The following is a 26,999-nucleotide window of genomic DNA, read 5'->3' on the forward strand; positions in this document are numbered from 1 at the left end:
TGATAATTATCGATGTAACCATCATTGTCATCATCAATGCCATTAATCGGGTCGGCAAGATTAAAGGCAATATTTGCTACAAGATCTTCATGTGTATAGTCAACGCCGGTATCAATAATTCCGATTACAAGATTGGGATCACCTTTTTCTATAGCCCATGCTTCATAGGCTTTCATCCTGCCGAGGTAGTTCTGATAACCGGCAGCGATCCCCGGATCGTTCGGGTAGAATACTGCATGTTGTGTCTGGATGTATTTCAATTGCACATAATCAAAATAGCCATAGCCCTGGATAAGTCTTGATAAGTTGGCAAGATTCTTTTTCTCAATTCCTGAAAAACTGACGGTATAAATACGCGTAAGATCTACGTGATCAGCTTCAGCGGGTGGGGTACAGTTCGGAAATGTTTTTTTTGCCGAGATTATTTTTACCGGTGAAATGAAGTTCTGAAGAAGATGAACGGCAGCTGTGTCATTGAAAAAATCTCTATATTCAGTTTTAACTTTCACCAATAAAATATCAGCTTCAAAATCTGCTTTTGGAGAATTATTCTGGGCATACACCGTACTCAAACTAAATAGTAAAAGTATGAGAGAGTAGCTGAAGAAGGTTATACTTATATAGATTTTTTTCATTCAATTGTTTATTACTAAACGCAATACAATATAAAATTGTTTATGTTATGTTAACTCATTGTTAGCTGATAAAGTAACTTATATTCAGAGAGGGGGCTGGTTTCGTTTTTAAGCCCTATTATAACTGATTCCGGAGGAAAACGGCCATCTTACAGGAATAATTAATTTTTACGGTTTTTACTTCGAATTAAGATACGTAACTTCGAATACATAAGGATGTATTGTTGAATAAAATTTCTATGGGAAAGAATAAGGAAACTGAGGTTGGCTCCAGTGTACACAAATTAAAAATCAGAAATATCAAGTTAAGCGATTACGATGATATTTGTGAGATTATGGAATTCGTTTATGCGGACATCGGGGGGCCGTGGACGAAGAAGGAATTGCGTTCACATTTGAATTATTTTCCCGAAGGACAGATCTGTATTGAAGATAACGGTAAAGTGATAGCAGCTGCTTTCAGCTTGATCGTGAACTATTCCAATTATGGCGATAAGCATACGTACCAGCAAATCACAGGGGATGGTTTATTAAGCAACCACGATCCGGAAGGAGATACGCTGTATGGCATCGATATCTTTGTTCATCCCGAATTCAGGGGGATGCGTCTCGGCAGGCGTTTGTATGACGCACGTAAAGAATTATGCGAAAAGCTGAATCTTCGTGCAATCATTGTGGGTGGCCGGATTCCGGGCTATAAAAACTATGCTAAAAAATTAACACCACGTCAATACATTGAAGAGGTAAAGAAGAAAGAACTTTTTGATCCCGTATTGACTTTCCAGCTGGCAAACGATTTTCACTTGCGTAAGATTATCCAGGGCTATTTGCCGGATGACCGCGATTCGAAGGCTTATGCCGCTTTGCTGGAGTGGAAGAATGCCTTATATGAAACAGAGGAAACATTATTTGGTGGAAATAAATCACTGGTACGTGTTGGCCTGGTACAATGGAAGATGCGGAACATGGCTTCGGTTGAAGAGTTATATCGGATGATCGAATTCTTTGTAGATACAGTTTCCGGTTACAAAGCCGACTTCTGTGTGTTTCCCGAATTTTTCAATGCACCGTTGATGGCGAAGTTCAACCAGAACTCTGCTTCGGATGCGGTAAGAGCGCTGGCAGATTATACGGAAGAGATACGTGCTAAAATGATGGAGCTGGCACTTTCTTACAACATCAATATCATTGCAGGCAGTATGCCTAAATATGAAGATGATGGTTTATACAACGTTTCTTATTTATGCAGAAGGGACGGTACCTGGGATTATCAGTACAAATTACATGTTACACCGGATGAAGCCAATTACTGGGGCTTACAGGGCGGTGATAAACTGAAGGTGTTTGAAACCGATGCCGGCAAGATTGCCATTCTGATCTGTTTTGATATTGAATTCCCTGAACTATCGCGTTTGCTGGCAGACAAAGGTGTAAACATTATTTTCGTTCCGTTCCTGACTGATACGAAGAGTGCCTTTATCCGCGTGCAGCGCTGCGCCCAGGCAAGGGCCATTGAAAACGAATGTTATATAGCCATTTCCGGCAGTGTAGGTAATTTGCCGGGTGTAGAGAATATGGATATTCAATATGCACAATCAGGTATATTCTCACCATCAGATTTTATATTTCCGCATGATGCAACCCTGGCGGAAGCAACACCAAATACGGAAACAACCTTGATTGCTGATCTGGATCTGGATCTGTTGAAGCGTCAGCGGAAGTTTGGTTCTGTGCGCAATATGGAAACACGACGCAACGATCTGTATGAGCTTCGCTGGTTGAATAAGAAAGGTGAAGATGATCATTGATCATAAAAAAAAGTCCTCATGCAAAAGCGTGAGGACTTTTTTTATGATTTGTTTCAAGCGTATTAAACAGAGAAGCTTTCGCCGCAGCCACAAGTTCTGCTGGCATTCGGGTTAACAAAGTGAAATCCTTTCCCATTTAATCCGTCTGTAAAATCCAATGTAGTACCAAGCAGGTAAAGAAGACTCTTTTTATCTACCAGAATTTTTACACCTTTATCTTCAAAAACCTGATCGGCTTCGTCAATTTTATTATCAAAGTTCAGATCATACATCAAACCTGAACATCCGCCGCCTTTAACGGAAACGCGGATATTGTACTCGTCTGTATAACCCTCACGCGCACGTAAATCTGCAACGTGATCTTTAGCCTTATCTGTTATGGAAATCATACCTTTTAATGAATGTGTTTTAATTTAAACAAGTAAGCTACTCCAAGAGTTCTTATTCCTGCAGAAATTAAAAGTACAAAGTTTTGGAAAGAAATTGAGTGTATCGGGGTAGATACACTCAATAATTAGTTTGTCCAGGCACTTTTGTTTTTTCTTACTTTTCTGTAATCTTTTTTACAGCTTTTGCTGGCACGAACGCAGCTAACTCCCAGAAACAGGATGATACCAAGGGCAACAAGAATTTGTTTCGTTTTCATAAGTAGTGAGTTATACTTTGAAGTTTGGATCTTTTTTGCGCATTTTTTTGATTTTCTTCACATTCTTGCGGCAGGTCTTGCTCGATTTAACGCAATCTGTAAAGGTACCTACTGTGAAAGCAAGCATAAGGAAGAGTGCAATTTTTTTCATAAATTTAAGGCTTATTAGTCGAGTTAATACTAGTAAAGTTATAAAAAGTAACCAATTAATTCAAATTAATGAACAATCCGAAACGTACTGAGCTATCAGAAATTGGCGAATTTGGTCTAATTGATCGTTTAAAGGAGTTTTTTCCAGCAAAATCTTCAAAGATTATAAAGTCTATTGGCGATGATGCGGCAGTTACTAAAACTGCAGAAAATGCAATTCAGTTCATTTCAATGGATTTATTGATGGAAGGAGTTCATTTTGATCTGGCATATACACCTTTAAAACACCTGGGTTATAAATCGGTTGCAGTAAATGTTTCAGATATCGCTGCGATGAATGGAACAGCTTCGCATATCGTAGTGGGTATCGCTTTAAGCAATCGTTTCTCCGTCGAAGCGATTGAAGAATTGTATATGGGTATGAAACTGGCCTGCGAAGCTTATTCAATTGACCTGGTAGGCGGCGATACAACTTCCAGCAGAAGTGGCCTGGGCATTTCTGTTACTGTTGTTGGTGAAGGCAGGGAAGAGGAAGCTGCTTACAGAAGCGGTGCACAAATAAACGACCTGATCTGTGTTACGGGAGATCTCGGCGCGGCCTTTATGGGACTGCAGGTACTGGAGCGCGAAAAGCAAGTATACCTGGCCAACCCGGACATGCAGCCGGAGTTGCTGGATAAAGAATATATTGTGCAGCGCCAGCTAAGACCTGAAGCACGTGTAGACGTGATCAAGAGTTTTAAAACCTTAGGGCTGAAACCTAGTGCCATGATTGATATTTCAGACGGACTGGCTTCTGAGTTGCTGCATATCTGCAAGGAATCAAATGTAGGGGCATATATCTACGAAGATAAACTGCCGATTGACCCGATGACTTTTGATACGGCACGTGAATTTGAACTGGATCCGTTAACGGTAATGCTGAATGGCGGAGAAGATTATGAACTGCTGTTTACCATTGCGCAGTCTGATTATGAAAAAGTACGCAACCATCCGGATATTTCCGTGATTGGTTATATAAAATCAGCCGATGAAGGTGTACATATTTATACTAAAGGCGATCACCTGGTACCGGTAACGGCGCAGGGTTGGAATCATTTTAAAAGTTAAGGCCTTAGGCCTTAACTTTTAAAATGATTCCAAATTCCAAATAACAAAAAGCAAATTCTAAACTGCTGCTCTATCTGTCTTTTGCGGTTTGGAATTTGTTTTTTGTTTTACTGGAATTTGATTCACGGAAGCTAAAATCGGCAGCAACTCTTAATCCTCCGGGTACGGTATAAACAGAAAGTTGGTAAACTCCTTGTCAACTACAAACAGGCAGCAGAATTCTTCGGGGTCCTTGTAAGTCGACTGGAAAACATCAAACTTATCTTTGTCGATAAAACCCAACTGCTGGAATTCATCTGCTGTAGAGAAATAATAATTCCATTGAGTTTCTACTTCCGTCTTGCCTAGCAATAATTGTCCGAAAGGTAAGGTAGCCTTGCAAATTGGGAAGATCGGGTAGTTGGAAATGCCGCGTGCTTTTAACTGATATGCAGCCTCCTTTAGTGTATCACATACTTTAATGAAATCAGATGATACGGTGCCTAAAAATTTACCGTTGATTTCCGGGTCGTTTGATTGATCAATCATCGTACTTTGCAACCTTTTATTTTTTATTGATAATATTATCCTTGTTCGCCGTAGGGCTGTATGATAAACAGTACATTGTTTGCGGGCTGGGTAATTCCCTGGTAGCCGACTTTGCCTTCTCTTAATAAAGATTCAACTTCAGCTTTATGCTCTTCTGATACAACAAATGAATCGTCGTATTTTAATTCCTTGTTTAAAAGATTTTGTTTGGCAAGAGCCCTTAGTGATTCAATAGTTATTCCCATAGCAGTATAGTTAATAATTGGTTGTTACGGAATTTAATTATTTGTCTTAAGCATTCATAGCAAACAGCACCAAAGATACAAATTATTCCTGACTCATCCTGTGCATATGACTTGCAACGCTGCTTTTTAGGTTTTGAAAAAAAAGAAAAATTCTCCCAAATTGTCCAACGATTCAATCTATTATATTACATACATGTCCCAAATACATAAGATTAGAAAAGCAGAGATACGTGATATAGATGCATTGGCAGAGCTGTTTGATGCGTACCGGGTCTTTTATGAAAAGGAAAGTGATTTGCCGGCTGCAAAAACATTTTTACTCGAACGGATAAAAAAAAAATGACTCGGAAATCTTTATCGCATTCAATGCAGAACATACAGCCATGGGTTTTGTGCAGCTCTATCCATTGTTTCTTCTACAAGAATGAAACGTTTGTGGCTGTTGAATGATCTCTATGTACAGCCAGTGTACAGAGGAAAGCGTGTTTCGGTCGCATTGATTGATCAGGCGAAAGAAGTGTCGAGGAATTCGAATGCGGTAGGCTTGATACTGGAGACTGCAAAATCAAACTTTATCGGAAACAGTTTATATCCAAGAGCAGATTTTGTTCTGGATGAAGCGCATAATTATTATTCATGGTCGGGGTAAACCATACTTGCAGTAAATAAAAAAGGTGATCCTTCCTGTTAACTATCAGGAAGGATCACCTTTTTATTTTTTTAAGCAATGAATATGTTTTTACCTTTTCTCCAACAGCACCACATTCTCCACATGAGCCGTGTGTGGGAACATGTCGACGGGCTGTATGCGTGCTACTTTATAATCTGAATCCAGCAGGGCAAGGTCGCGGGCTTGTGTAGCCGGGTTGCAGCTTACGTAAACAATTTTCGGCGCACTAATAAATAACAAGGTTTTGATTACATCTTCATGCATGCCTGCCCGAGGCGGATCGGTAATGATCACATCCGGGCGCTGATGCTGCGTGATGAAATCTCTGTTCAGCACATCTTTCATGTCACCCGCGTAGAACAAGGTATTGTTGATGTTGTTGATCTTCGAATTTATTTTCGCATCTTCAATCGCATCGGCAACGTATTCGATCCCGATCACCTGTTTTGCTTTTTTAGCAACAAAATTTGCAATTGTTCCGGTTCCGGTATATAAATCGTATACCACTTCATTGCCCGTTAATCCTGCGAAGTCGCGCGTAATCTCATACAGTTTATACGCCTGGTCTGAATTGGTCTGGTAGAAAGATTTTGGTCCAACGCGGAATGTCAAACCTTCCATTTCTTCCTGGATATAACCTGGCCCGTGGAACACATGCACATCCAGGTCTGAATAGGTATCGTTCTTTTTGGTATTGATGAAATAAATCAGGGTAGTGATCTGCGGGAAAGTAGCCATCAGGTGAGACAGCAAGCCTTGAATCGCTTTCCCGTTATTTTCACCGAACTGTACCAGCACCATTACTTCTTTTTTATTGGTGGTGCGGATGATCAGGTTACGCAGGAAACCTTCGTGTGCACGCACGTTATAAAATGTTAAGCCGTGCTTTAAGGCATATGCTTTCACTTCCATGCGTATCGCATTGGAAGGTTCAGGCTGCAGGTGACAATGCTCGATATCAATAACACGGTCAAACTTTCCGGGTAAGTGAAAGCCCAGGCCATACAGCGTATCATGTTCAAGGCTCATCTCTTCTTCCAGCAGCCAGCGCTTATTGGAGAAGGTAAAGTCTAATTTATTCCTGTATTCATACGTGGTTTCAGAACCTACAATCGGTTTGATTTCGGGGATCTCAATTTTACCCAGACGCTCCAGGTTATCCTTTACCTGTTTTTCTTTGAAATGCAGCTGCGTAGCATAATCGATGTGCTGCAGCTTACAGCCTCCGCATAAGCCGAAGTGCTGGCATTTCGCTTCAACCCGGTGCTCAGAGGCTTTTATAATTTTATCAATTTTGGCTTCACCAAATTTCTTTTTCTTGAAATGTGTTACTTTCAGATCTACAACATCACCTGGAACGGTTCTTTCTGAAAAAATAACAATATTGTTATACCTGCTTACACATTTTCCTTCTGCACCCAATTCTTCAATGGCTACAGACTCTAATATTTGACCTCTTTCTAACATAAGGCTACAAAAATACGGAATAAATCTGTTCTAATACCTTCACCCCGAAGATTATTGCAAGGCTCCCGATTCGCTCGAGAGGATGTAACTGCAGACATGGGATTCAAGCATTTGATTTATTGTGGGGGAACATATACGGAATTTATAAAAAACAACGTTCTAACAGGAATAATAAGCTCAATTATGATTAATTGAAATTGAATATGAGTATCTTTAAGCAGTTGAATTCGAGCGTATGAGTAAAACGATCAGCAGGTATATCACGTTTCTGACTTTTTATATTTTTCTTTCACACCAATCATTTGCCACCCATATCATTGGCGGAGAATTGCAGGTAAAATGGACAGGTGATGGAACAATTTATCAGGTAACATTGAATACCTACATCAATGAGATTAGTGTGAGCAAATACGGCTATGGTGTTGAAACACTTCAGACTGTTTACTTTACTACATCAGTGACGCCCTCCAATAATAACACATACATTAATCAGCTTGATCTGCCTCTAGTTTACAATAACCAGATTGCTACGAATGATAACTTTTGCGCAACAGCAGATGTTGTGCGCACGAACCTGCTTATTTATTCTAAAACCGTAGACCTTGCACAATACCTGGGCTCATGGTCTGCACGCACATACTATATCACCTGGGAACTGTGCTGCAGAAATGAAATCATCACAAATCTGAATGCACCCGATAATCAGGACATAGCCTTGTATCTTCAATGTCCGCCATTGTTTTATCAGAATTCAGCTCCGATTTTTAAACCGCTGGAAAATGAGTATTTCTGTAAGGATGTACTCAGCACATATAACATGAGTGCAACAGATCCCGATGGAGACAGACTTGTTTATAGTTTGTCGGCACCTTTGCAGGCCATTGATCCTACCTACGTAACCCGGGAAGTTTCCTGGAATTCGGGCTATAGCGGCAGCAATCCTATTCCGGGAACGGTGCCATTAACCATCAATTCAAGTAGCGGTATGCTTACTTTTAATCCGTCGCAGGTTGGCGTTTATTGTTTCGGTATATTGGTGCAGGAGTACAGAGGGAATGTTAAAATCGGTGAAGTCAAAAAAGATTATCAGTTTAATGTCCAGATTTGTCCCATCAACAACAAGCCTGTCATTGGGTTTAAGGATACAAGCATTAAAGATGAAGATACGCTTACTGTAAAAATAAGTGAAAAGAAATGTTTTCCTGTTTACATCACCGATATTGATGCCTCTGTCTATGGCATTACAGAAACAATTTATGTTACGGCGAAAACAGGTAAATATCCTGCATCGGCATTTAATATTCCATCGCAGATTAACCTCGATGGTTTCAGGAATACCTATAATACCAATATCTGTTTTGACCCATGCAATTTGTTGCACATAAGTCAGACCACGTATTATCCGATGTCGATTATTATCAAGGATAATCGTTGTCCTGCCCAATATGACACATTGATTTTTACCATCAGGGTTGAGGTAGATCCGAATGCCAAACCGGATGTTTTTATTAACCCCTTCGTGAATCCGCAAGTAGTGAAGGTAGATTCATTGGTAACATTCGGGGTTTTCGGAACCGATGCTGATGCAGGTGATCTGTTATCATTGACCATGTACAACCGCAGAGATGGAATGGTATTCCAGGATGTGCGTGATAGCTCACAAACTATAAGCTCACCTTTTTCCTGGCGGCCGTCCTGCAGCGATTTGCAGCCTGGTACCTATACAGTAGAGTTTATTGTTAAAGACAATAGCTGTTTGCTTACGAATAATGCGGATACTGTTTACCAAACCATTGTTGTTGTCAACAATGAAGTATCTCTTGAACATATGCAGGTCACCAACCTGATTACACCCAATGGCGACGGGCTGAATGATTATTACTACATTCCGGGAATTCCTGTAGGAAATTGTGATACCTATTTTAAAGGGATTGAAATATACAATCGTTGGGGGGCGCGGATATTTTACAGCCAGGATCGGTTGTTTGAATGGCATCCGGATGTGAGTGACGGGGTCTATTATTATTCGCTGGACTTCAATTCCGAATTGCGGAAAGGGTGGCTGCAGGTGCTTGGTGACCCGGCCAAGTAGAAGGAAATTACCGGGCAGCCCAAGCTCATTTTCTGGAACCGCTAAAGGAAAAGCGGTAAAAAATAGTTAAGTACTATTTTTTACCGCTTTTTTTATATTTAATTTTTATTGATTACTAGTTAGTTAGGTATATTTTCAAAATAAACTTAAAAAACTTTAGGAATGTAAAAAGTTTCCATAGTTTTGTTCAGAAAATTGCTTGAAGTGTATGGATGAAGTTAAAAGTAGAATTATTTCAGGGGCTGAAGCATTGTTTCTGGCTTATGGAGTAAAGTCTATAACAATGGATGAGGTTGCTAAAAAGCTGGGGATTTCCAAAAAAACGATCTACCAGCATGTGGCAGATAAAGATGAATTGGTAACCCTTGCTGTGCAAACCATCATGGAAGATCAGCAGAACCAGGTAGAATTGGTCCATGCAACTGCCAAAGATCCGATTGATGAAGTATTAAAATTATCGGATTATATGCGCTCGCTTTTTGTAAACATGAATCCGTTTTTGCTGATGGAAATACAACGGTATTATCCCAAAGCATATGAAAGCTTTTTAAGTTTTAAAGAGGCCTGCATCATTAATTCCCTTTCTGAGAATTTAAAGTGGGGGATATCCATGGGCTTTTACAGGTCACAGATAAATATAGACATTCTTTCCAGACTCAGGATGGAACAGGTAGAATGGGGATTCAATCCAAGGATATTCAAGGAAGGCAAGCACTTCCCGGATGTGCAGCTCCAGTTATTGGATCATTTTTTATACGGAATATGTACGCTTAAAGGACACAAGCTCATCAACAAATACAAACAGATTCAAGAAGAGGATTAAGATTTTGAAAAATACTTTTACTAAACAAACTATGAACAAATTACGCCTTTTACCCCTACTCGTAGCCCTGGTCATGTATCAGGGAGCGCATGCACAGCAGGATTCTGTGTTTACGCTGAACCAATGCATCGATTATGCATTTGCAAATCAGGCATCGGTTAAAAATGCTGCACTTGATCAGCAGATTTCAAAATACAAGGTCAACGAAACACGTGCATACGGATTACCTCAAATAAATTTTGAAGGTAATACAATGTACAATGTACAATTGCAGCCAATGTTTATGACTAATCAGGTTGCAAATGAATTTCTGAATGGAGGAGGTCCTTTACCTCCAGGTGTCGATCCGAACGGTACTATGGCCATTCCCAATTTATTTCAGTTGAAAGGATTGAATACGGCAACATTGAATGCATCACAGTTGCTTTTTGATGGTTCTTATATCATAGGATTAAAGGCTTCAAAGACATATTCTGAACTTGCAACAAAATCCATGACGCAAACTAAAATTGAAACAACAGATAAAATTACAAAAGGATTTTATCTGGTTTTAATTAATGAACAGCGTATTCAATTATTGGATGCAAATATTGCCCGTCTGGATACGTCGCTGAGACAATTGAAAGAAATAAACAAAAGTGGTTTTGCAGAAAACCTGGATGTGAACCGTGTGGAAGTAACATTGAACAATTTAAAAACAGACCGGGTAAATGTACAGAACCAGGTGATCGTTACTTATGCTTTATTAAAATATCAAATGGGCTATCCGGTGAATGCTCCATTAAAACTTAAAGGTACGCTGGATGAATTAGTGGAACGTCTGAATACTGCAAGCAATCCTGACATGAGTACATTCGATTACAACAAACGTATTGAGTATTCTTTGATGTCTACACAAAAAAGACTTGAAGAGTTGAATTTTAAAAATACAAAGGCAATCAGCTATCCCAAATTGGTAGCTTTTGGTACAGCAGGTATGGTAAACTCTCAAAACGATTATATGAAGCTGTATTCAACAAAGTATTATGGATATGGCTTTGTTGGAGCAAAACTTAGTGTGCCGATCTTTACCGGTGGGAACCATTACTATCAACAACAAGGTGCGAAGTTGAAGGTACAGAAGGTGCAGAATGATATGAAAATGATGGAAGGTGTTATTGACCTTCAGGTGCAGCAAACAAAACTTGTTTTGGACAACAACCTGGAGAATATTAAATCCCAGAGACGCAATCTTGAATTAGCTGAACAGGTGATTAAGCAAACAAAGGTTAAGTACGATGAAGGTGTAGGTACCAACCTGGAAGTTGTTGATGCGGAAAATTCATTTAAAACTTCCCAGACAAATTACTACGATGCAGTTTATAATGCTTTGGTTGCATTGATCGATTACCAAAAAGCAACAGGAACATTATATACAGAATAATTCTTTAGAATATTTTACTATTAAAAAACATTCGTTATGAAAAATAATACATACACATATTTAAGTTTAGGATTGCTTGCGTTAGCTGTTGCTTGCGGTGCTCCGGATAAAAAGGCAGAACTGGAAAAATTAAAATCCGAGCAGGCTGCTCTGGCAGAAAAGATCAGCGCGCTTGAAGAAGAAATTAAAAAAACAGATACGACAAAAAACGCGAATGCAAAATTCATCATTGTTGGTTTTGAAGAGTTAAAGAAAAAACCGTTTACACATTATCTACAAGTACAAGGCAAAATTGATTCTGACAAAAACGTAGAGGTAAGTTCTTCTATTGGTGGTTCTGTAGATCATGTATATGTTGTAAAAGGGCAGCAGGTACAAGCCGGAACATTGTTGGCTAAAACAGATGGCGAACAGATTCTGAAAGGTATTGAAGAAGTTGATAAGCAACTTGAACTTGCCAATCAATTGTATGATAAACAAAAACGTTTATGGGAACAGCAGATTGGAACAGAAGTTCAGTATCTGCAAGCAAAAAACCAGAAGGAATCTCTTGAGTCAAGAAAAGCGACACTTCAGGAACAGTATTCTAAAACTTCTATTCGTGCACCATTCTCGGGTGTGATCGATGAAGTGTATACAAAAGAAGGACAGCTGTTACCTCCGGGTATGCCTGCATTCCGACTTGTAAATACAAATGATCTGAAACTGATTGCAAAAGTATCAGAGTCATATATCAGCAAAGTAAAAGTAAACCAGGAGGCAATTGCAACTTTCCCGGATGTAAATAAAGAAATTAATACACGCGTGAAAGTAGTTGGAGATGTAATTGATCCGGTTAATAGGACTTTCCAGGTTGATCTGGACCTGAAGCAGGATAAGAATCTGCTTAAAGCAAACATGATCTCTTACATCAGAATCAAAGATTATACAAATCCTTCAGTAATTGTAATTCCTGTAAATCTTGTGCAGCGCAACAATGATAAGAGTTATGTATACGTAGCAGATGGAAATATTGCTGCAAAACGTTTTATTACGCCAGGCCAGTATTATGACAACTCTGTTGAGGTTATGGATGGTTTGAAAGAAGGTGATAAGCTGATCACAATCGGCTACCAGGATCTTGTAGAAGGCCAACCAATTAAATTTGAATAAAAATTTTCAAAATAAATTGTGAGTAAAGTTGATGTGCTCATAAAATTTTAAATGTTACACACATGAAAGAATTTAAAGTTAGTAGCTGGTCTATTGATAATAAGACAAGTATATACGTACTTACTGTAATCATTTCGATTTTCGGTTTTATATCTTATGTCAATTTACCCAAAGAGCAATTTCCTGAGATTGTATTTCCTCAGATGTATGTTGCTACCATTTATCCCGGTACTTCGCCAAGCGATATGGAGAAGTTGGTTACCAAGCATATTGAAAAGCAGGTGAAAGGTATTTCCGGTGTTAAAAAAATTACCAGTAATTCCATTCAGGATTATTCCAGCGTATTAGTAGAGTTTAATACGGATGTTGATGTAAACATTGCCAAACAAAAAGTAAAGGATGCGGTGGATCAGGCTAAGAATGATTTACCGTCAGATTTACCCGATGATCCGCAGGTTATTGAAATAGATGTTTCTCAGGTGCCGATCATGGGGATCAATCTTTCCGGTGATTACGAATTGAGTAAGCTGAAGAAGTATGCCGATGACATGAAGGATCAGATTGAATCCATGAAAGAGATCCGTCGTGTTGATATTGTAGGGGCTCCTGAAAGAGAGATTCAGGTAAACGTTGATAAATACAAGATGGAAGCTGCCAATATCACTTTCTCTGATATTGAGCGTGCAATCCAGTATCAGAACATGACAATATCGGGAGGTACAATCAAAATGGATGGAATGAAACGGAATATCACTGTTTCAGGAGAGTTTGATAACATGGATCAAATCAACAATATTCTGATTCTTTCTCAATCCGGAGCAAAGACATATCTGAAAGATGTACTGGAAAACGGCGGGGTAAAAGATACTTATAAAGAAGCTGAAAGTTTTGCCCGGTTGAATGGTAAAAATGTAATTACTCTGAATGTGATCAAAAGAGGCGGGATGAACCTGATCGATGCTTCTGATAAAATTCAGGAATTGATTGCTCAGCAGCAGAAAACAAAATTACCGGATGGTTTAAAAATTACCATTACCGGTGATCAGTCTGATGCGACCCGTACAACGCTGCACGATCTGATCAATACCATCATCATCGGTTTCGTACTTGTTGTACTTATTCTGATGTTCTTCATGGGTACTACCAATGCGATCTTTGTTGGTTTATCCGTACCATTGTCTATGGCGATTGCATTTATTGTATTGCCAACCATGGGCATTACATTGAACATGATTGTGCTCTTTGCGTTCCTGCTTGCATTGGGTATTGTGGTGGATGATGCCATTGTGGTTATTGAAAACACACACCGGATTTATGAAAACGGTAAGATTCCAATCAAACAGGCTGCTAAACAGGCGGCAGGTGAGGTATTCCTTCCTGTATTCTCAGGTACAATGACTACACTGGCTCCATTTGTTCCGCTATTATTCTGGAAAGGTATTATTGGTAAGTTTATGTACTTCCTTCCTGTCACCTTGATTGTTACATTGCTTGCATCCTTATTGGTTGCATATATTATCAATCCGGTCTTTGCGGTTGACTTCATGAAGCCGCATGTACATGGTGAAAGCCACAAGAAAATCACCAGGGGGTATCTCTTCTGGATGGGTTTATTTGGTTTAAACGCATTATTTTGTTATGCTTTAGGCCATTTTGGCACCGGTAATTTTATAGTTTTCATCGCACTGTTTGTCACATTGAACAAATTTGTTTTGATAGATGTGATACAACATTTCCAGGATGATATCTGGCCGGGTGTACAAAACAAATATGAAAAAGTACTTGAGTGGTGTCTGGTGGGAGCCCGTCCGTTTTTATTGCTCGGAGGTACGTTTGTAATGTTGATATTATCTTTCATTTTAGTGGGTATTGCAAAACCTAAAGTTGTTTTCTTCCCGTCCAGTGATCCGAACTTTATTTATGCATATATCAATATGCCTATTGGTACGGATCAATCTTATACAGATTCAATTTCACAGGTGGTTGAAAAACGTATCTTTAAAGTAGTTGGCCATAATAATCCAATTGTTTCATCCGTGATCACCAACGTAGCGATAGGTGCAGGCGATGCAAATGAAATGGATTTAAGTACTGCGCCGCATAAAGCTAAAGTTACCGTTGCCTTTGTAGAGTTTGCACACCGTAACGGTGAATCTACAGTACCTTATTTAAGTAAGATCCGTGAGGCTGTGAAAGGTATTCCCGGAACGCAGATCATTGTAGACCAGGAACAGGGAGGGCCGCCAACCGGTAAAGAAATTAATATTGAGATCATTGGAGATGATTACGACGAGTTGATTGAACTTTCAGAATCATTAAAAAGAACCATTGATAACTCCGGTATTCAAGGAATTGAAGATTTAAAATCGGATGTGGTTAAAAATAAACCTGAAATCGTAATCGATATTGATAAGGAAAAAGCAAATGCAGAAGGTATTTCTGTAGGCCAGATCGGTATGGAGCTGCGTTATGCCGTATTTGGAAAAGACGTTTCTAAGTTCCGTGATAAGGACGATGAATACGATATTGAACTTCGTTATACATTTGATCAGCGGACAAATATTGATGATCTGATGAATTCTAAAATTACGTTCCGTGATATGAACATGGGTGGTCAGATTCGCCAGATTCCATTGTCTTCAGTAGCGAAAGCACATTTTGGAAATTCATATGGCGGGATTAAACGCAAGAACCAACGTCGTATTGTTACGTTGTCTTCTAACGTATTGTCTGGTGCCAACGCCAATGAAATCAATGCTGCTATCAAGAAATTGCTTCCGGGTTTCAAAAAACCATCTGAAGTTGTTATTCAGTTAACAGGTGCGCAGGAAGAGCAGGCTGAAACAGGCGCATTCCTTGGAATGGCAATGTTGACTTCATTCATCCTGATCGCGTTCATTCTTGTTACACAGTTTAACTCCATCAGCAAGCCTATTCTGATCATTTCTGAAATTGGCTTCAGTGTAATCGGTGTTCTGCTGGGCGTATGTATTTTCGGAATGTCGATCTCTGTTGTAATGACAGGTGTTGGTATTATTGCGCTTGCGGGTATTGTTGTTCGTAATGGTATTATTTTAGTTGAATTTACGGATATCATTATGGAGCAGGGGCATGATCTGAAGTATGCCATTGTACATGCTGGTAAAGTACGTATGACACCGGTATTGCTTACGGCAACGGCAACCATTCTTGGTTTGATTCCATTGGCAGTAGGTTTGAACATTGACTTTGCACGTTTATTCTCAGAAGGAAATCCGCATATCTTCTTCGGAGGTGATAGCGTAGCATTCTGGGGGCCGCTTGCATGGACAATGATCCATGGTCTTGCTTTTGCAACGTTCCTGACATTGATTCTGGTGCCAATCATGTACTACATCAATTACAAGGCTACTCGTAAAATCAAAGGGTGGTTGGGAATTAAAGTGGAGAAACTGTCTTAACCCCGAAGGCGTAAGGCTTAAAGCCGAAGGTTAAAATGCCTAAGGCGAAAAGCTTAAAGCTTAAAGCAAAAAAGGTGGTCTCGCAATTTGCGAGACCACCTTTTTTGCTTTATTAGAAAGAAATTTTATGAAGGAACACGTGCTCTTAAATAGTGAGCTTTTAGCCTTATGCATTTAGCTTTAGGCGTTCCGCCTATTAATCTTCATCAATAAACCTTTTCTGAATCGGCGCATACGAATCGATGCGTCTGTCGCGCAGGAAAGGCCAGTGTGTACGGTAGTAGTCTGTTTGCGACATATCTATTTCCTGTACATGTATTTCTTCTGTTAAATGTGGTGCCTGATAGAGGATGCGGCCCTGTGCGTTTGAAACAAATGATCCGCCCCAGAATTGCATATTGGCTTCAATACCTGTTCTGTTTACAGATACGACAGGTGTGCCGTTTGCAACCGAGTGCGAACGCTGTATGGTTTGCCATGCATTGTACTGATCCGTATTTACCTCTTCTGTCTGGTGGTCTGCCCAGCCGATCGCAGTCGGATAGAAAAGAATATCTGCACCCATCAGCGAAGTGATACGTGCTGCTTCAGGATACCACTGGTCCCAGCAGATAAGCACGCCTACGGTTGCGAATTTTGTTTTAAAAACTTTATAACCAAGATCACCAGGCGTGAAATAGAATTTTTCATAATAACCCGGGTCGTCCGGGATGTGCATCTTACGGTACTTACCCAGATAACTGCCGTCCGCATCAATCACTGCAGTCGTATTGTGATACAGGCCTTCCGCTCTTTTTTCAAACAGTGAAGCGATGATCACCACGCCAAGCTCTTTTGCTAATGCCTGGAAAGCGTCTGTTGCGGGACCGGGAATAGACTCAGCCAATTTGAAGTTTTCGTAATCTTCAACGTCACAGAAATACAGTGAGCCGAATAATTCCTGCAGACAAATTATCTGCGCGCCTTTAGCTGCAGCTTCACGTATGCCTTTTACATTTTTTTCAAAATTGTCTTTTACATTGCTGCTGCAGGACAATTGAACCAAACCAACGTTTACTTTCTTATTCAATGTCTTATAAGATTAGTTTCAGATGTTAAAATTAACAGTATTTACAGCTAAATAAAAGCAAACCATAAGAGTTTAACCATTCCTTATTCCGGCCCAGTTTTACAGATGTTGCTTGTAACGCCAACAATAGGTTTTTGTAAGAACTTAGGAGTGATGCTTTTACGTATTTTTATCAATAATATGATCTTATCCCGGTAATCGAGGGACAAGATTTCCCCGTTGAATTCTTTTACCAACCGCATGACCTCACCTTGTAAGGATGCATTAAAGGTAATTTCCAGTGTGTCGGAAACATATTTTTCAAGGATGGTTGCTTTGTCCAGGCATGCTTTGGCGGATTCTTTATACGCTTCAATCAACCCGCTTACGCCCAGTTTGGTTCCACCAAAATACCGTATTACTACAACCAGGATTTGGGTGAGATTTTTCGAACGAATCTGGTTCAGGATTGGTGTTCCTGCGGTGTGTGCCGGCTCTCCGTCGTCCTGGCCTTTCATGATCCGTTCTTCGGTGCCTATAATATACGCATGGCACACATGGCGTGCATCGTAGTATTTTTTACGCGCTTCCTGCAGGATTTCTTTGACCTGTTTTTCAGAATCAACAGGATAACTTATAGCAATAAACCTGCTGCCTTTTTCTTTATATTCGGCAGAAGTAGATTCTGAAATGGTGAAATAAAAATCCTCTTTCATGACTACGCTTTATTCAAATACAATAGCAGAATAGAACTGATCGCAAGGAGTAAACCAATTGTCAAGCGGGATGAAAATTTTTCCCTGAAAACGATAAGCGAAAAAACTGCTGTGAATAATATGATGGAAAGATTCAATGCCGGAAACACAAAGGAACCATCGTGATGAAAATAGTTCAGTGTTTTTAGTAAAAAGTAAACAGAAAAATAATTGGGGATACCTAATACAATTCCGCTCAGGATGGCTTTCCCCTGGAACGTGTCTTTCTTCAGTACAAGTAATGTAGTTAAGGCCAGCAGCCCCCAGCTCGCTGCTGCTGCAAAGGTGTGTATGCTGAACAGGCCTGCACTTTCTTCCGTAGCAATTTTATTATTTACATACATAATGGCCAGATCCAGTAAACCGGCTGTTATAAATACCAGCCACGGTAAATACGGACGGGCAACGGTGTCCTGGGTTCCGTTTTGATTTTGTGAACTGAAAAAGACTGCAAGAATACCAATCACAATCGCGCCGAACTGAAGCCAGGTAAATGGCGCGAGGCCGATAAGAATGGCAAAACCGGCAGGTATGATCATGGACAGTTTATTGGCCATGGTTGTAGGCGTAAGTCCGGCCAGGCGTGTAGATGTCCCGATCAGGAAAAAGATGGGTAAAAAGCAGCTGCCAACCATGCTGGAAGCAATCACAGTATTCATATGTTTTGTATATAAAGCCTGGCTCAGCAGGTCATACTGGTATGCAATTCCTGTAAGTGTGCACACAACATAGTTCCATACAATTGTTTGAAATATATTAATCTTAAGATTGTTGTATACACGGAATAAGATGAACAGAGCAGAAGTGCACAGGACAGTTAAAAACAGGTAAATCATTAGTTTGAATAAGAAACGGTTGCAGTTGATTTACGACACATTCACGTAAATTACTATATTTACAAAGTTATAAAATTTCTATGGCAGAAAAACCACGTTTGATACATTTTACAGGCATCGGTGATGAAGAGGTTGGTTATATTTCTGTAGCTCAATCAATGCGTCATGTACCCTTTGAGATCAAGCGCGTGTATTGGGTGTATCAGACACCCGCTCATATTGAAAGGGGCAATCATGCACATATCAGTTGTGTGCAGTTGCTGGTGGCGGTTTCAGGCAGGATAGAGGTTGAATTGGAGAATGCAAAAGGTGAGAAGGAACGTTTTGTTCTTTCAGATCCGCAGCAAGGGCTGCTGGTTCCGGTGATGCACTGGCGTAAAATTTACCTGGAAGACAAAGCTGTATTGCTTTGTCTGGCTTCTGAAGAATTTGATGAAAGTGATTATATCCGGGATTATGAAATTTTTAAGTCCATGTGTGTGCAATAAGCTGTAATGAATTATTCTTCCGAGATAGCGCCTGATGCAAATCTGCTTTTTAATCAGCAGCTTTATTTGAATAATCATTCTGTTGAGCAGCTTTATTTTTTTGATAAAAAAACTTCACCACAGGTATGTTGTTCTTTTGCGAAAACAGATAATGAATATTTTGTGAGTGGCATCCGTGCTCCTTTTGGCGGCATTGAATGCAGCGATCCGGTATTGCTTCGAACGTTCGTATCTTATATGAAAGATACATTGAAAAAATCAGGTGCGGTTTCTGTTACGATCCGCCAATCGCCGGCTTGCTATCAGCCAGGAACAACAGACAGCATTCATGAGGTATTAATTGCGCACGGTTTTCTTTTAAAATATTCAGATTGGAATCAACATCTTTTTGTAGATTCAGCATCTTTTCAGTTGCGTCTGGATGATCAAAAGAAGAGACGTCTGAATAAAATCAAATCTCTGTCGCCACGAATAGAAATAAAGGATACGGTTGACTCAGATACCTGGTTTGACCTCTATCGCAGGTCGCGTGAACATAAGGATTTTCCGGTTACGATCAGCAGGGAAGAATATAAAAAACTGGCATTGAAACTGCCGGGAGTCTATCAATATGCAGGTATTTACCTGGAAGAGAAATTAGTTGCCAATGCTGTTTTTGTCCGTGTAAATAAAGATGTACTTTATTATTTTCTTGGTGCTTCAGATCCGGAGCATGCAGCTGTGAGTCCTTCTGTTTTATTGCTTGAAGCTATGTATGAATATGCGCAGCGTCAGCATTATAAAATGATTGACCTGGGCATATCTTCTGTAAACGGAGAGCTGAATGAAGGCCTGCATCTGTTTAAAAAGCATATCGGCGCAATGGACAGCCGAAAAAATACGTATGAGCTCATTTTTTAATTCTGTCTCAAGAAGCAGGATTATGATTAATTTAATTTGAATATGTACATTTGTATATGAATCAAATCCGGAATAGTTTTTTTTCACTGATCAGTATTTTCTTAAATGTTTCCTTTGGATTTATTTATAATAAAATTGTTTCGGTTTATTTCGGTCCGGTTGGCTTGTCGCTGCTAACGCATTACCAGAATCTGGTGGCATTCTTCATGCATATCCCGCAGGAAGGCATACATAAAGCATTTATTAACCAACTTACCCAGGAAGAAGACAGCAAGTCGCACACCGGGAAAATTATTGTTCATACGGTAATCTGGAGCATTATAATTTTTATGATCCAATGGATCTGTCTGTTTGTATACATGTACATAGCCGATTCTCCCCTGGAAGAATTGTTTGTGGATGCATCTTCGAGCGCACTCATCGGGGTTTCCTTTTTCCTGTTTGTATTGAATTTGCTTGCCTCGGCCTGGATGGTAGCAAGACATAAATTAAAACGTTACGCGATCTATACATTCTTACTTGGCATTACTTCGGTAGCCGGCATGACGGCTTGTGTGTCTTTTAATGTAGCAGACTCCCTGTATTGGATCATACTTGCTGTTACACTATCCAATTTTCCGGTATTCATTTATATGATCTTTACGGTATACCGAAAATTCAGGTATACCTGGGCCGATGTGAAAGATCTTTTTGAAGGAAAAGATTATTTCATGCCGCTGATCATCATGGGTGTTGTATCACTTGTATCCGGTAAGTTACTGGATTATGTAGTGCGAGAGATTGCCTTTGATCTGATTGGACCATATGAAAGCGGCTTATGGCAGTCGGCCGTTAAAATATCGCAGGCATTTGTATTCCTGTGCGGTGCGTTTCTCGCAACTATTTTTTACCCGTATGCATCTGAAAGCATCAAAGATAAATCGGCACTGCATGCTTATGTAAAGAAATTCATGCTGATCTACGGAACTGTAACATTTATTGGCATTGTTACCATGTACGTATTGAAAGACCTGCTGTTCCGGGTTCTTTTTTCAACGGAGTTTGTGCAGGCAGATAAATATTTTTTATTGATTCTTATCGGCGACTGGTTGCGGTGTATTTCATGGGTAGGTGGGTATTTGCTGATGGCTTCTGCTGATACCCGCAGATTTATAATCTTTGAAATTATTTCCGGCATTGTTTTTATCATGGTATTTATTTTCGGCTCAGATTATTTCACCTGGGAGGTTATGGCCGTTGCAAACCTGATCCGTTACATTGTATATTCAATACTGATTCTTTTTTATTATAAGCAGGTATGGATGACAGAGAGCAAGGCCTTGTAAGCATTATCGCTATCAGTTATAATCATGCTCCTTTCATCCGGGAAGCCCTGGATTCTGTATTCGCGCAGACCTATCAACACATTGAACTGATTATCGTAGACGATGCAAGCACAGACCAGAGTGCTGCCGTTATTCAATCCTGTATAGCAGGAAAAAATATTCAGTTTATCCGGAATACTGCGAACGAAGGTAATTGCAGGTCTTTTAATAAGGCACTACGTTTATCTAAAGGCAGATACATTATTGATTTTGCATTGGACGATCTGATGTATCCCGAACGTGTTGCTAAACAGGTAACCTTGCTGGAACAGTGCGGAAACAATGGTGTTTGCTTTACAAATGTTGATATAATCAATACGGAATCGAAAATTATAAAGCAACACTATCCTGCCTTGCATCATAAGCTTCATAAAGATTTTATCCCGCAGGGAAATGTTTTTGAAGCTTTGTTAAGCCGCTACTACATTAATCCTGTGAGTATGATGTTTAAGCGGGAAGTGATAGAAGCACTGAATGGCTACGATGAATCGCTGGCGTATGAAGACTTTGATTTCTGGATCCGTTCTTCCAGATTATTCAGCTACGTTTATTTGCCTGAAGTGTTGTCTGCCAAACGCATTGTGCCCAATTCGTTATCAGGTTTATTTTACCAGCAACGGCAGCAGCATATGTTTCAATCAACCTTAAAGGTTTGTAAAAAAGCCTGGTGGTTGTGCGAAACAGAAGAAGAAAAAAAAGCGCTTGTGCACCGATGTCGGTATGAAATCAAGCAGGCATTGAGGTATAAATACACATCGGTCGTAAAAGAATATGCAGTGATCCTGAAAGCTATTGATCCTTTATTTTATGTATATGGTATATTTATAAGCGCTGCCGCTTATATATGGAAATAAAAAAGTCACGTTAAGGCGTGACTTTTTTATTTATAAGTTATTATTTTTTATTTAAAAGAAATAATAAATACCGGTACCAACGCTCAGTGTATTGAAGTTAAAGTATTCAAGGTTGCTGGTTGTGTATTTACTGGTGTTGCCGTTATCATCCGTAGTTTTGCTGGTTGAAGAAGTTGCGCCAAATACATTTCCCAGAGAGAATTCAATACCGATTTTTTGTGAAGGCATGAATAGCATTCCGGGGCTGATACCGATATTTTGTGAAAGTGTTTTTGTTTTGTTCGGACCGTATTCATTACTGCGTACGGTACTTGTTACGTTGCCGCTTCCATCATACAATGTAGTTTCATCATAGCCTGAAGTTTCACCTCTGCTGTTTGAAAATCCAACAGATCCTTTCAGGAAGAAATATACATTGTCGCTCAGTGAAAAATAATATTTTACATAAGGAGTAACATCGATACCAGCCGAAGTAGTTTTGGAATAGCTATAATCCATTTCAGTAGGCGTATAATTGTATTTGTCTGTATATTCGTTTTTTGTTACATACCCGATATAACCTACCTGTGCACCCACAGCGAATTTGCTGGACAGGAAGTAGCTGGCACTCGGAGCAACATTGAATGAAGTGGATTTAACCGTACTGTTTGAATAATAGTGAACAGGATTGCCGTTGGTATAGTTGTACTCGTTTTCTGTTTTACTGGCTTTTATAGAAGATGTAAGGCCAACGGCGATCATCCCTTTTTCCAATTGAGCGAAAAGCTGCTGGCTCATGATGAGCAGACCTGCAGCAAATAAAAACTTTTTCATTGTGTGATCGTTTATGTGTGCTTAAATGTATGAGAAAATTTATATAAAGAATTAATCAATTACTGCAGATTCACATATATGAGTGGGAACGATACCAGTAGACTTAATTTTTGTTTCGGCATCATCAATACGCGTATTGCCTGTTAATACAAGGGCTGTATCCAATCCGAATTTATTTCCGCCCAGAATATCTGTGTGTAATGTATCGCCAACCATCAGAATTTCTTTTTTGTTGATATTCATTTTCTGGCGCAGCATATCATAGGCGAACATGAACATTTGCGAATCCGGTTTACCGAAGCGAATGAATCTTCTGCCCAATATACTTTCAATCATGGTTGCCACGCCGCCTATGGCAATGGCAACATCGTGTTTGGTAAGCGGATAGGTGTTGTCGGTGTTCGCTACAATTGCCGGTATGGTGCGCTTACGCAGCAGGTTTACAGTTTTATTTAAATCGTGAAACCAGTTGAATCCTTCATCATCTAATAAAACCAATGCATTCACTTCGCCAATGTTACTGTCATCAATGGCGCTTACTGGTAATAATTTAATACCAGTGCTTGCGAGATATTTTGCGGAATTTTCTGTGCCCAGATAGGCAACAATGCCGCTATCTACTTTCAGGTCAATATATTCTTTCGTAATCATGCCCGATGAAATGATACGGTCTTCAGTAATCGCATATAGGCCCAGTCTGTGATAAGACTCCGCTAACTGAGCCGGGCTGCGGGATGCATCATTTGTTACAATGTAATAATCCTGGCCCTGGGCTTTTAAATAGTCAAACGTATTTTCAATGCCGGGTAATAATCCATTATAGGTTTTTAAGACGCCAAAAGCATCAAAGAAAATTGATTTGTATTTTGGTAAGATGGATTTGAAGGAGTCGATTTGCATGGTATTCCGGTTAATGCTGAACGCAGGACAACGTATATGGATAACTAGTTTAGATCAAGGGCTTCAAGGATTTTTGTTGCGTCAAAATCTCTGTCTACTGAAGGCAGATAAATTTCAAAGGCTTCAGCCTGAAGCTTGGTTGCATATTTTTCATTGAAGAAATAGTTGCCGTCTTTTATCACATAATTCAATATGAAAAAACGGTAGCTTTCTTTCAGGAAAAGAATTTCATTTTTTGTCAGCGGATTTACTTTATGATATTCTTTCAGAAAAATAATAAACCGGTCTTCCATTAGCGGTCCTATCACATAACTGAAAACCGTTCTGTCGCCGATGTCTGAAACCACACGGCTGAAGAAGTAGAAGTCGAGCATGCGGTAGCTCATGCGGAACCAGTCATAATCCCAGCGCGAAAATAATTCAAGCTTTTCTGTTACGGAAAAGTTTCCAATGTTCCAGTCGATGAACACAGGCATGATATCCAGTTCACGTACTTTTAATTTATTTCTGTTTTTCAGAAACTGCTCGCAGTGGTGTTTCAGGTAATCTGCTTTGGCGCGGGTACCGAACAGGGTAGGGTTCTCGTCCAGCGATTCCAGTAATTTATAAATATCAGTGCGTAGTGTTTTGGAAGACTTCGGAAGAACGTTCTTCAGCTTTGCACATGCCTTGTGAAACTTACCCATTTGTTCTCCCAGCTTGCGGATATCGTTTTCACTTAATCGTTTCGGAAGACGCTGCTGTGTGCGGATCGGATTGTAGAATACAACCCAGGCATCCATGTTGTTTTCCTGGTAACGGTAGGTGTATACCTGATTGTTTTTAAGTAATGATTTACCCAGTACATTTTCAAACGGATATAATAAATTGTTTGAAAGCGCATGGATGATGCGGTGGTCTTCTTTGAAATTTTCGTACTTGCCGAAAAAGGATATTTTAGCGATGACAATGTCATCGTCAACAAACGTAACTCTGTATACGTGATTGGTCGATACCTTTGCACTGATATCTTCAATCCCTTTTATTTCCTTGCTGTTATCAAATCCTTGCCAAGCCTGACTAATAATGGTTGACAGATCGTTTAATTCCATTGACTGTAAAGTTATTCGTGTGTTAGATGATTTCCATGTAGCGTTTCATTTCCCAATCACTTACGTGTTTTGAAAACTGTCTCCATTCCCATTCACGTGTTGCCGTGAAGTGTTGAACAAAGGCATCGCCAAATAATTCCTTCGCTATGTCTGAATGTTTCATCAATTGTGTAGCCTCCATTAAATTTGAAGCAATAGAACCATTGCGTTTGTCAGCATAGCCATTACCCACTGTTGCCGGTACATCCAGCGATAATTTATGTTTGATGCCATACAAGCCTGATGCCAGTGACGCAGCCATTGCCAGGTATGGATTGGTGTCTGAGCCGGAGATTCGCTGCTCCAGACGTGTGCTTTTATGTGCATGATTCAAAATGCGCAATGCCGTGGTACGATTATCAAAACCCCAGGTAATGGTTGTAGGTGCCCAGGCGCCTTCGACCAGGCGTTTGTAACTGTTTACCGTAGGCGCCAGCATAGGGACGATGTGCGGCAGGCAATATAATTGTCCGGCTAAATAATGCTTGAACAGATCACTCATGTTGTGCTCTCTGTTTGCATCATAAAACAGGTTGCTTGTTTTATCAGCATTCCATAAGCTTTGATGTATGTGACCGCTGCAACCCGGAAGTTTGTCGCTGATCTTCGCCATGAACGTAGCAATAATACCATGCTTGTTGGCAATTTCCTTAACAGCTGTTTTTAACAACGTTGCTTTATCAGCTGCACGCAATACTTCATCGTGAAAGTATGCACATTCATACACGCCCGGACCGGTCTCTGTATGCAGTCCTTCCAGCGGAATGTCGAACGCCCCTAAAAGATCAAACAGATCATTGTAGTACGCGTCTTCCAGCGAAGGACGGAGAATAGAATAACCAAACATGCCATGCGTAAGAGGGGTAAGGTTACTAAAGTTTTTTTCAGCCAGAGTTTGTTGTGTTTCCCTGAAATTGAACCATTCAAATTCCTGCGCGAAAGACGCATGGTAGCCCATCCCGGTGCATTCGTGCGCAATTCTTTTCAGCAGTGTACGCGGACAAATACTTAATGCGGTGTTGTCGTTGTTTTTATAATCAGCCAGGAAGAATGGTGTATTGTTTTCCCATGGAATCAGACGGAAAGTAGAAAGATCGATCTGTGCTGTCTTATCCGGATAGCCGGTATGCCAGCCTGTAACGCCCACATTGTCATAGCCCGTATCTGAACTGTCCCAGCCGAATACAACATCACAAAATCCAAAACCTTCTTGCAGACCCTCTAAAAATTTATCGATGTGTATGAGCTTTCCGCGCAGCACACCATCGATATCCGCAAAGGCAAATTTTATTTTCTGAATGTCATTATTCTTAATATACTCAACGATTTCTTTTTCAGTCATACGAACTTATCTTAAAAGGTGCATATCAGGATCATAGATAAAAATCTTTCATTTCTGCTCAATTTAGCATATTTTATATGAAAATTGAGCATATACCTACTTCAAATTGCAAGATTCCTTTTACAAAAATCAGTTATATGAAAACACAGAAGTATTCAAATCACAAACGGTATTATACGCCCCATCATTTTATTTTTTATCCGGTAGTGCTTACCTGTGCGGGTGTTGCAAGCTTCTTCATCTTCAGTAAACCGGATGATGCGTTGATCTGGCTGGCGTTTACAGGGTTGTTTTTGATGCTGGCATCCCTGTCGTTTTTAAAGCGCCACCATTAAGCGCTGAACAATCAAAAAACTATCATAACTCATGAATTATATTAA

At 39.9% G+C, this 26,999-nt stretch carries 26 protein-coding genes and 1 pseudogene; 14 read left to right on the forward strand and 13 right to left on the reverse strand.

The window, feature by feature from the left end:
• Positions 1–635: pseudogene (locus ACTHJT_RS17460) on the reverse strand (S8 family serine peptidase); the annotation flags it as partial.
• A gap of 239 nt (positions 636–874) precedes the next feature.
• Here ACTHJT_RS17460 and ACTHJT_RS17465 point away from each other — a divergent pair.
• Positions 875–2,443 (forward strand): GNAT family N-acetyltransferase, encoded by a 1,569-nt coding sequence (locus ACTHJT_RS17465; RefSeq protein ID WP_440240598.1) that lies wholly within the window; start codon positions 875–877, stop codon positions 2,441–2,443.
• Between the two features lie 62 nt (positions 2,444–2,505).
• On the opposite strand, the gene ACTHJT_RS17470 is transcribed toward ACTHJT_RS17465, so the two are convergent.
• Together ACTHJT_RS17470 and ACTHJT_RS17475 are read right to left on the reverse strand one after the other, a co-directional pair.
• A complete protein-coding gene (locus ACTHJT_RS17470) occupies positions 2,506–2,832 on the reverse strand; it encodes a HesB/IscA family protein (protein WP_440240600.1) in 327 nt (108 codons plus the stop codon).
• Positions 2,833–2,957: 125 nt separating this feature from the next.
• Positions 2,958–3,089, reverse strand: coding sequence for a hypothetical protein (locus ACTHJT_RS17475; RefSeq protein WP_440240602.1), 132 nt, complete (start codon positions 3,087–3,089; stop codon positions 2,958–2,960).
• A gap of 219 nt (positions 3,090–3,308) precedes the next feature.
• Between ACTHJT_RS17475 and thiL the strand changes: the two genes are divergently transcribed.
• Positions 3,309–4,349 (forward strand): thiamine-phosphate kinase, encoded by a 1,041-nt coding sequence (thiL, locus tag ACTHJT_RS17480; protein ID WP_440240604.1) that lies wholly within the window; start codon positions 3,309–3,311, stop codon positions 4,347–4,349.
• A gap of 150 nt (positions 4,350–4,499) precedes the next feature.
• Here thiL and ACTHJT_RS17485 read toward each other — a convergent pair whose 3' ends face one another.
• Both ACTHJT_RS17485 and ACTHJT_RS17490 read right to left on the reverse strand, forming a co-directional pair.
• Complete coding sequence (locus ACTHJT_RS17485; RefSeq protein ID WP_440240606.1) at positions 4,500–4,877, reverse strand: hypothetical protein; 378 nt, start codon at positions 4,875–4,877, stop codon at positions 4,500–4,502.
• Between the two features lie 35 nt (positions 4,878–4,912).
• The gene (locus tag ACTHJT_RS17490) at positions 4,913–5,122 is read right to left on the reverse strand and encodes a hypothetical protein (RefSeq protein ID WP_440240608.1); all 210 of its coding nucleotides are present in this window, start codon (positions 5,120–5,122) and stop codon (positions 4,913–4,915) included.
• Positions 5,123–5,315: 193 nt separating this feature from the next.
• Between ACTHJT_RS17490 and ACTHJT_RS17495 the strand changes: the two genes are divergently transcribed.
• Entirely contained in the window at positions 5,316–5,465 is a 150-nt protein-coding gene (locus ACTHJT_RS17495) for a hypothetical protein (protein ID WP_440240610.1), read from the forward strand.
• An 81-nt stretch (positions 5,466–5,546) separates the two neighbouring features.
• Positions 5,547–5,771 carry a GNAT family N-acetyltransferase gene (locus ACTHJT_RS17500; RefSeq protein ID WP_440240612.1) on the forward strand — a complete coding sequence of 75 codons (225 nt, stop codon included), beginning with the start codon at positions 5,547–5,549 and terminating at the stop codon, positions 5,769–5,771.
• A 90-nt stretch (positions 5,772–5,861) separates the two neighbouring features.
• Here ACTHJT_RS17500 and rlmD read toward each other — a convergent pair whose 3' ends face one another.
• Positions 5,862–7,259 (reverse strand): 23S rRNA (uracil(1939)-C(5))-methyltransferase RlmD, encoded by a 1,398-nt coding sequence (rlmD, locus tag ACTHJT_RS17505; protein WP_440240614.1) that lies wholly within the window; start codon positions 7,257–7,259, stop codon positions 5,862–5,864.
• 235 nt (positions 7,260–7,494) lie between these two features.
• On the opposite strand from rlmD, the gene ACTHJT_RS17510 reads away from it, so the two are divergent.
• From ACTHJT_RS17510 to ACTHJT_RS17530, 5 genes are all read left to right on the forward strand, one after another.
• A complete protein-coding gene (locus ACTHJT_RS17510; RefSeq protein ID WP_440240616.1) occupies positions 7,495–9,351 on the forward strand; it encodes a gliding motility-associated C-terminal domain-containing protein in 1,857 nt (618 codons plus the stop codon).
• Between the two features lie 208 nt (positions 9,352–9,559).
• Positions 9,560–10,174 carry a TetR/AcrR family transcriptional regulator gene (locus tag ACTHJT_RS17515; protein WP_440240618.1) on the forward strand — a complete coding sequence of 205 codons (615 nt, stop codon included), beginning with the start codon at positions 9,560–9,562 and terminating at the stop codon, positions 10,172–10,174.
• A gap of 31 nt (positions 10,175–10,205) precedes the next feature.
• A complete protein-coding gene (locus tag ACTHJT_RS17520) occupies positions 10,206–11,597 on the forward strand; it encodes a TolC family protein (RefSeq protein ID WP_440240620.1) in 1,392 nt (463 codons plus the stop codon).
• Positions 11,598–11,633: 36 nt separating this feature from the next.
• Positions 11,634–12,749 (forward strand): efflux RND transporter periplasmic adaptor subunit, encoded by a 1,116-nt coding sequence (locus tag ACTHJT_RS17525; RefSeq protein ID WP_440240622.1) that lies wholly within the window; start codon positions 11,634–11,636, stop codon positions 12,747–12,749.
• A gap of 62 nt (positions 12,750–12,811) precedes the next feature.
• A complete protein-coding gene (locus ACTHJT_RS17530) occupies positions 12,812–16,189 on the forward strand; it encodes an efflux RND transporter permease subunit (RefSeq protein ID WP_440240624.1) in 3,378 nt (1,125 codons plus the stop codon).
• A gap of 196 nt (positions 16,190–16,385) precedes the next feature.
• On the opposite strand, the gene ACTHJT_RS17535 is transcribed toward ACTHJT_RS17530, so the two are convergent.
• From ACTHJT_RS17535 to ACTHJT_RS17545, 3 genes are all read right to left on the reverse strand, one after another.
• Positions 16,386–17,258: a carbon-nitrogen hydrolase gene (locus ACTHJT_RS17535; protein WP_440240626.1), complete on the reverse strand. Its 873-nt coding sequence runs from the start codon at positions 17,256–17,258 to the stop codon at positions 16,386–16,388.
• 83 nt (positions 17,259–17,341) lie between these two features.
• Positions 17,342–17,953 (reverse strand): IMPACT family protein, encoded by a 612-nt coding sequence (locus tag ACTHJT_RS17540; RefSeq protein WP_440240628.1) that lies wholly within the window; start codon positions 17,951–17,953, stop codon positions 17,342–17,344.
• Positions 17,954–17,955: 2 nt separating this feature from the next.
• A complete protein-coding gene (locus ACTHJT_RS17545) occupies positions 17,956–18,828 on the reverse strand; it encodes a hypothetical protein (RefSeq protein ID WP_440240630.1) in 873 nt (290 codons plus the stop codon).
• Between the two features lie 80 nt (positions 18,829–18,908).
• On the opposite strand from ACTHJT_RS17545, the gene ACTHJT_RS17550 reads away from it, so the two are divergent.
• From ACTHJT_RS17550 to ACTHJT_RS17565, 4 genes are read left to right on the forward strand one after another with little or no spacing between them, the layout of a single operon-like run.
• The gene (locus ACTHJT_RS17550) at positions 18,909–19,316 is read left to right on the forward strand and encodes a sugar 3,4-ketoisomerase (protein WP_440240632.1); all 408 of its coding nucleotides are present in this window, start codon (positions 18,909–18,911) and stop codon (positions 19,314–19,316) included.
• Between the two features lie 6 nt (positions 19,317–19,322).
• Entirely contained in the window at positions 19,323–20,216 is an 894-nt protein-coding gene (locus ACTHJT_RS17555) for a GNAT family N-acetyltransferase (protein ID WP_440240634.1), read from the forward strand.
• A 56-nt stretch (positions 20,217–20,272) separates the two neighbouring features.
• Positions 20,273–21,541, forward strand: coding sequence for an O-antigen translocase (locus ACTHJT_RS17560; protein ID WP_440240636.1), 1,269 nt, complete (start codon positions 20,273–20,275; stop codon positions 21,539–21,541).
• A complete protein-coding gene (locus ACTHJT_RS17565; protein WP_440240638.1) occupies positions 21,514–22,434 on the forward strand; it encodes a glycosyltransferase family 2 protein in 921 nt (306 codons plus the stop codon). The genes ACTHJT_RS17560 and ACTHJT_RS17565 overlap by 28 nt, the downstream gene beginning before the upstream one ends.
• Positions 22,435–22,485: 51 nt before the next feature.
• Here ACTHJT_RS17565 and ACTHJT_RS17570 read toward each other — a convergent pair whose 3' ends face one another.
• From ACTHJT_RS17570 to ACTHJT_RS17585, 4 genes are read right to left on the reverse strand one after another with little or no spacing between them, the layout of a single operon-like run.
• The gene (locus ACTHJT_RS17570) at positions 22,486–23,247 is read right to left on the reverse strand and encodes an outer membrane beta-barrel protein (protein ID WP_440240640.1); all 762 of its coding nucleotides are present in this window, start codon (positions 23,245–23,247) and stop codon (positions 22,486–22,488) included.
• 51 nt (positions 23,248–23,298) lie between these two features.
• The gene (locus ACTHJT_RS17575; protein ID WP_440240642.1) at positions 23,299–24,147 is read right to left on the reverse strand and encodes a TIGR01459 family HAD-type hydrolase; all 849 of its coding nucleotides are present in this window, start codon (positions 24,145–24,147) and stop codon (positions 23,299–23,301) included.
• Between the two features lie 44 nt (positions 24,148–24,191).
• Entirely contained in the window at positions 24,192–25,238 is a 1,047-nt protein-coding gene (locus ACTHJT_RS17580; protein WP_440240644.1) for a hypothetical protein, read from the reverse strand.
• A 22-nt stretch (positions 25,239–25,260) separates the two neighbouring features.
• A complete protein-coding gene (locus tag ACTHJT_RS17585) occupies positions 25,261–26,619 on the reverse strand; it encodes a glutamine synthetase family protein (RefSeq protein WP_440240646.1) in 1,359 nt (452 codons plus the stop codon).
• Between the two features lie 137 nt (positions 26,620–26,756).
• On the opposite strand from ACTHJT_RS17585, the gene ACTHJT_RS17590 reads away from it, so the two are divergent.
• A complete protein-coding gene (locus ACTHJT_RS17590) occupies positions 26,757–26,954 on the forward strand; it encodes a DUF6526 family protein (RefSeq protein WP_440240648.1) in 198 nt (65 codons plus the stop codon).
• The last annotated feature ends 45 nt before the right edge of the window (positions 26,955–26,999 follow it).

The organism is Cytophaga sp., assembly GCF_051961495.1.
GTDB lineage: Bacteria > Bacteroidota > Bacteroidia > Cytophagales > Cytophagaceae > Cytophaga.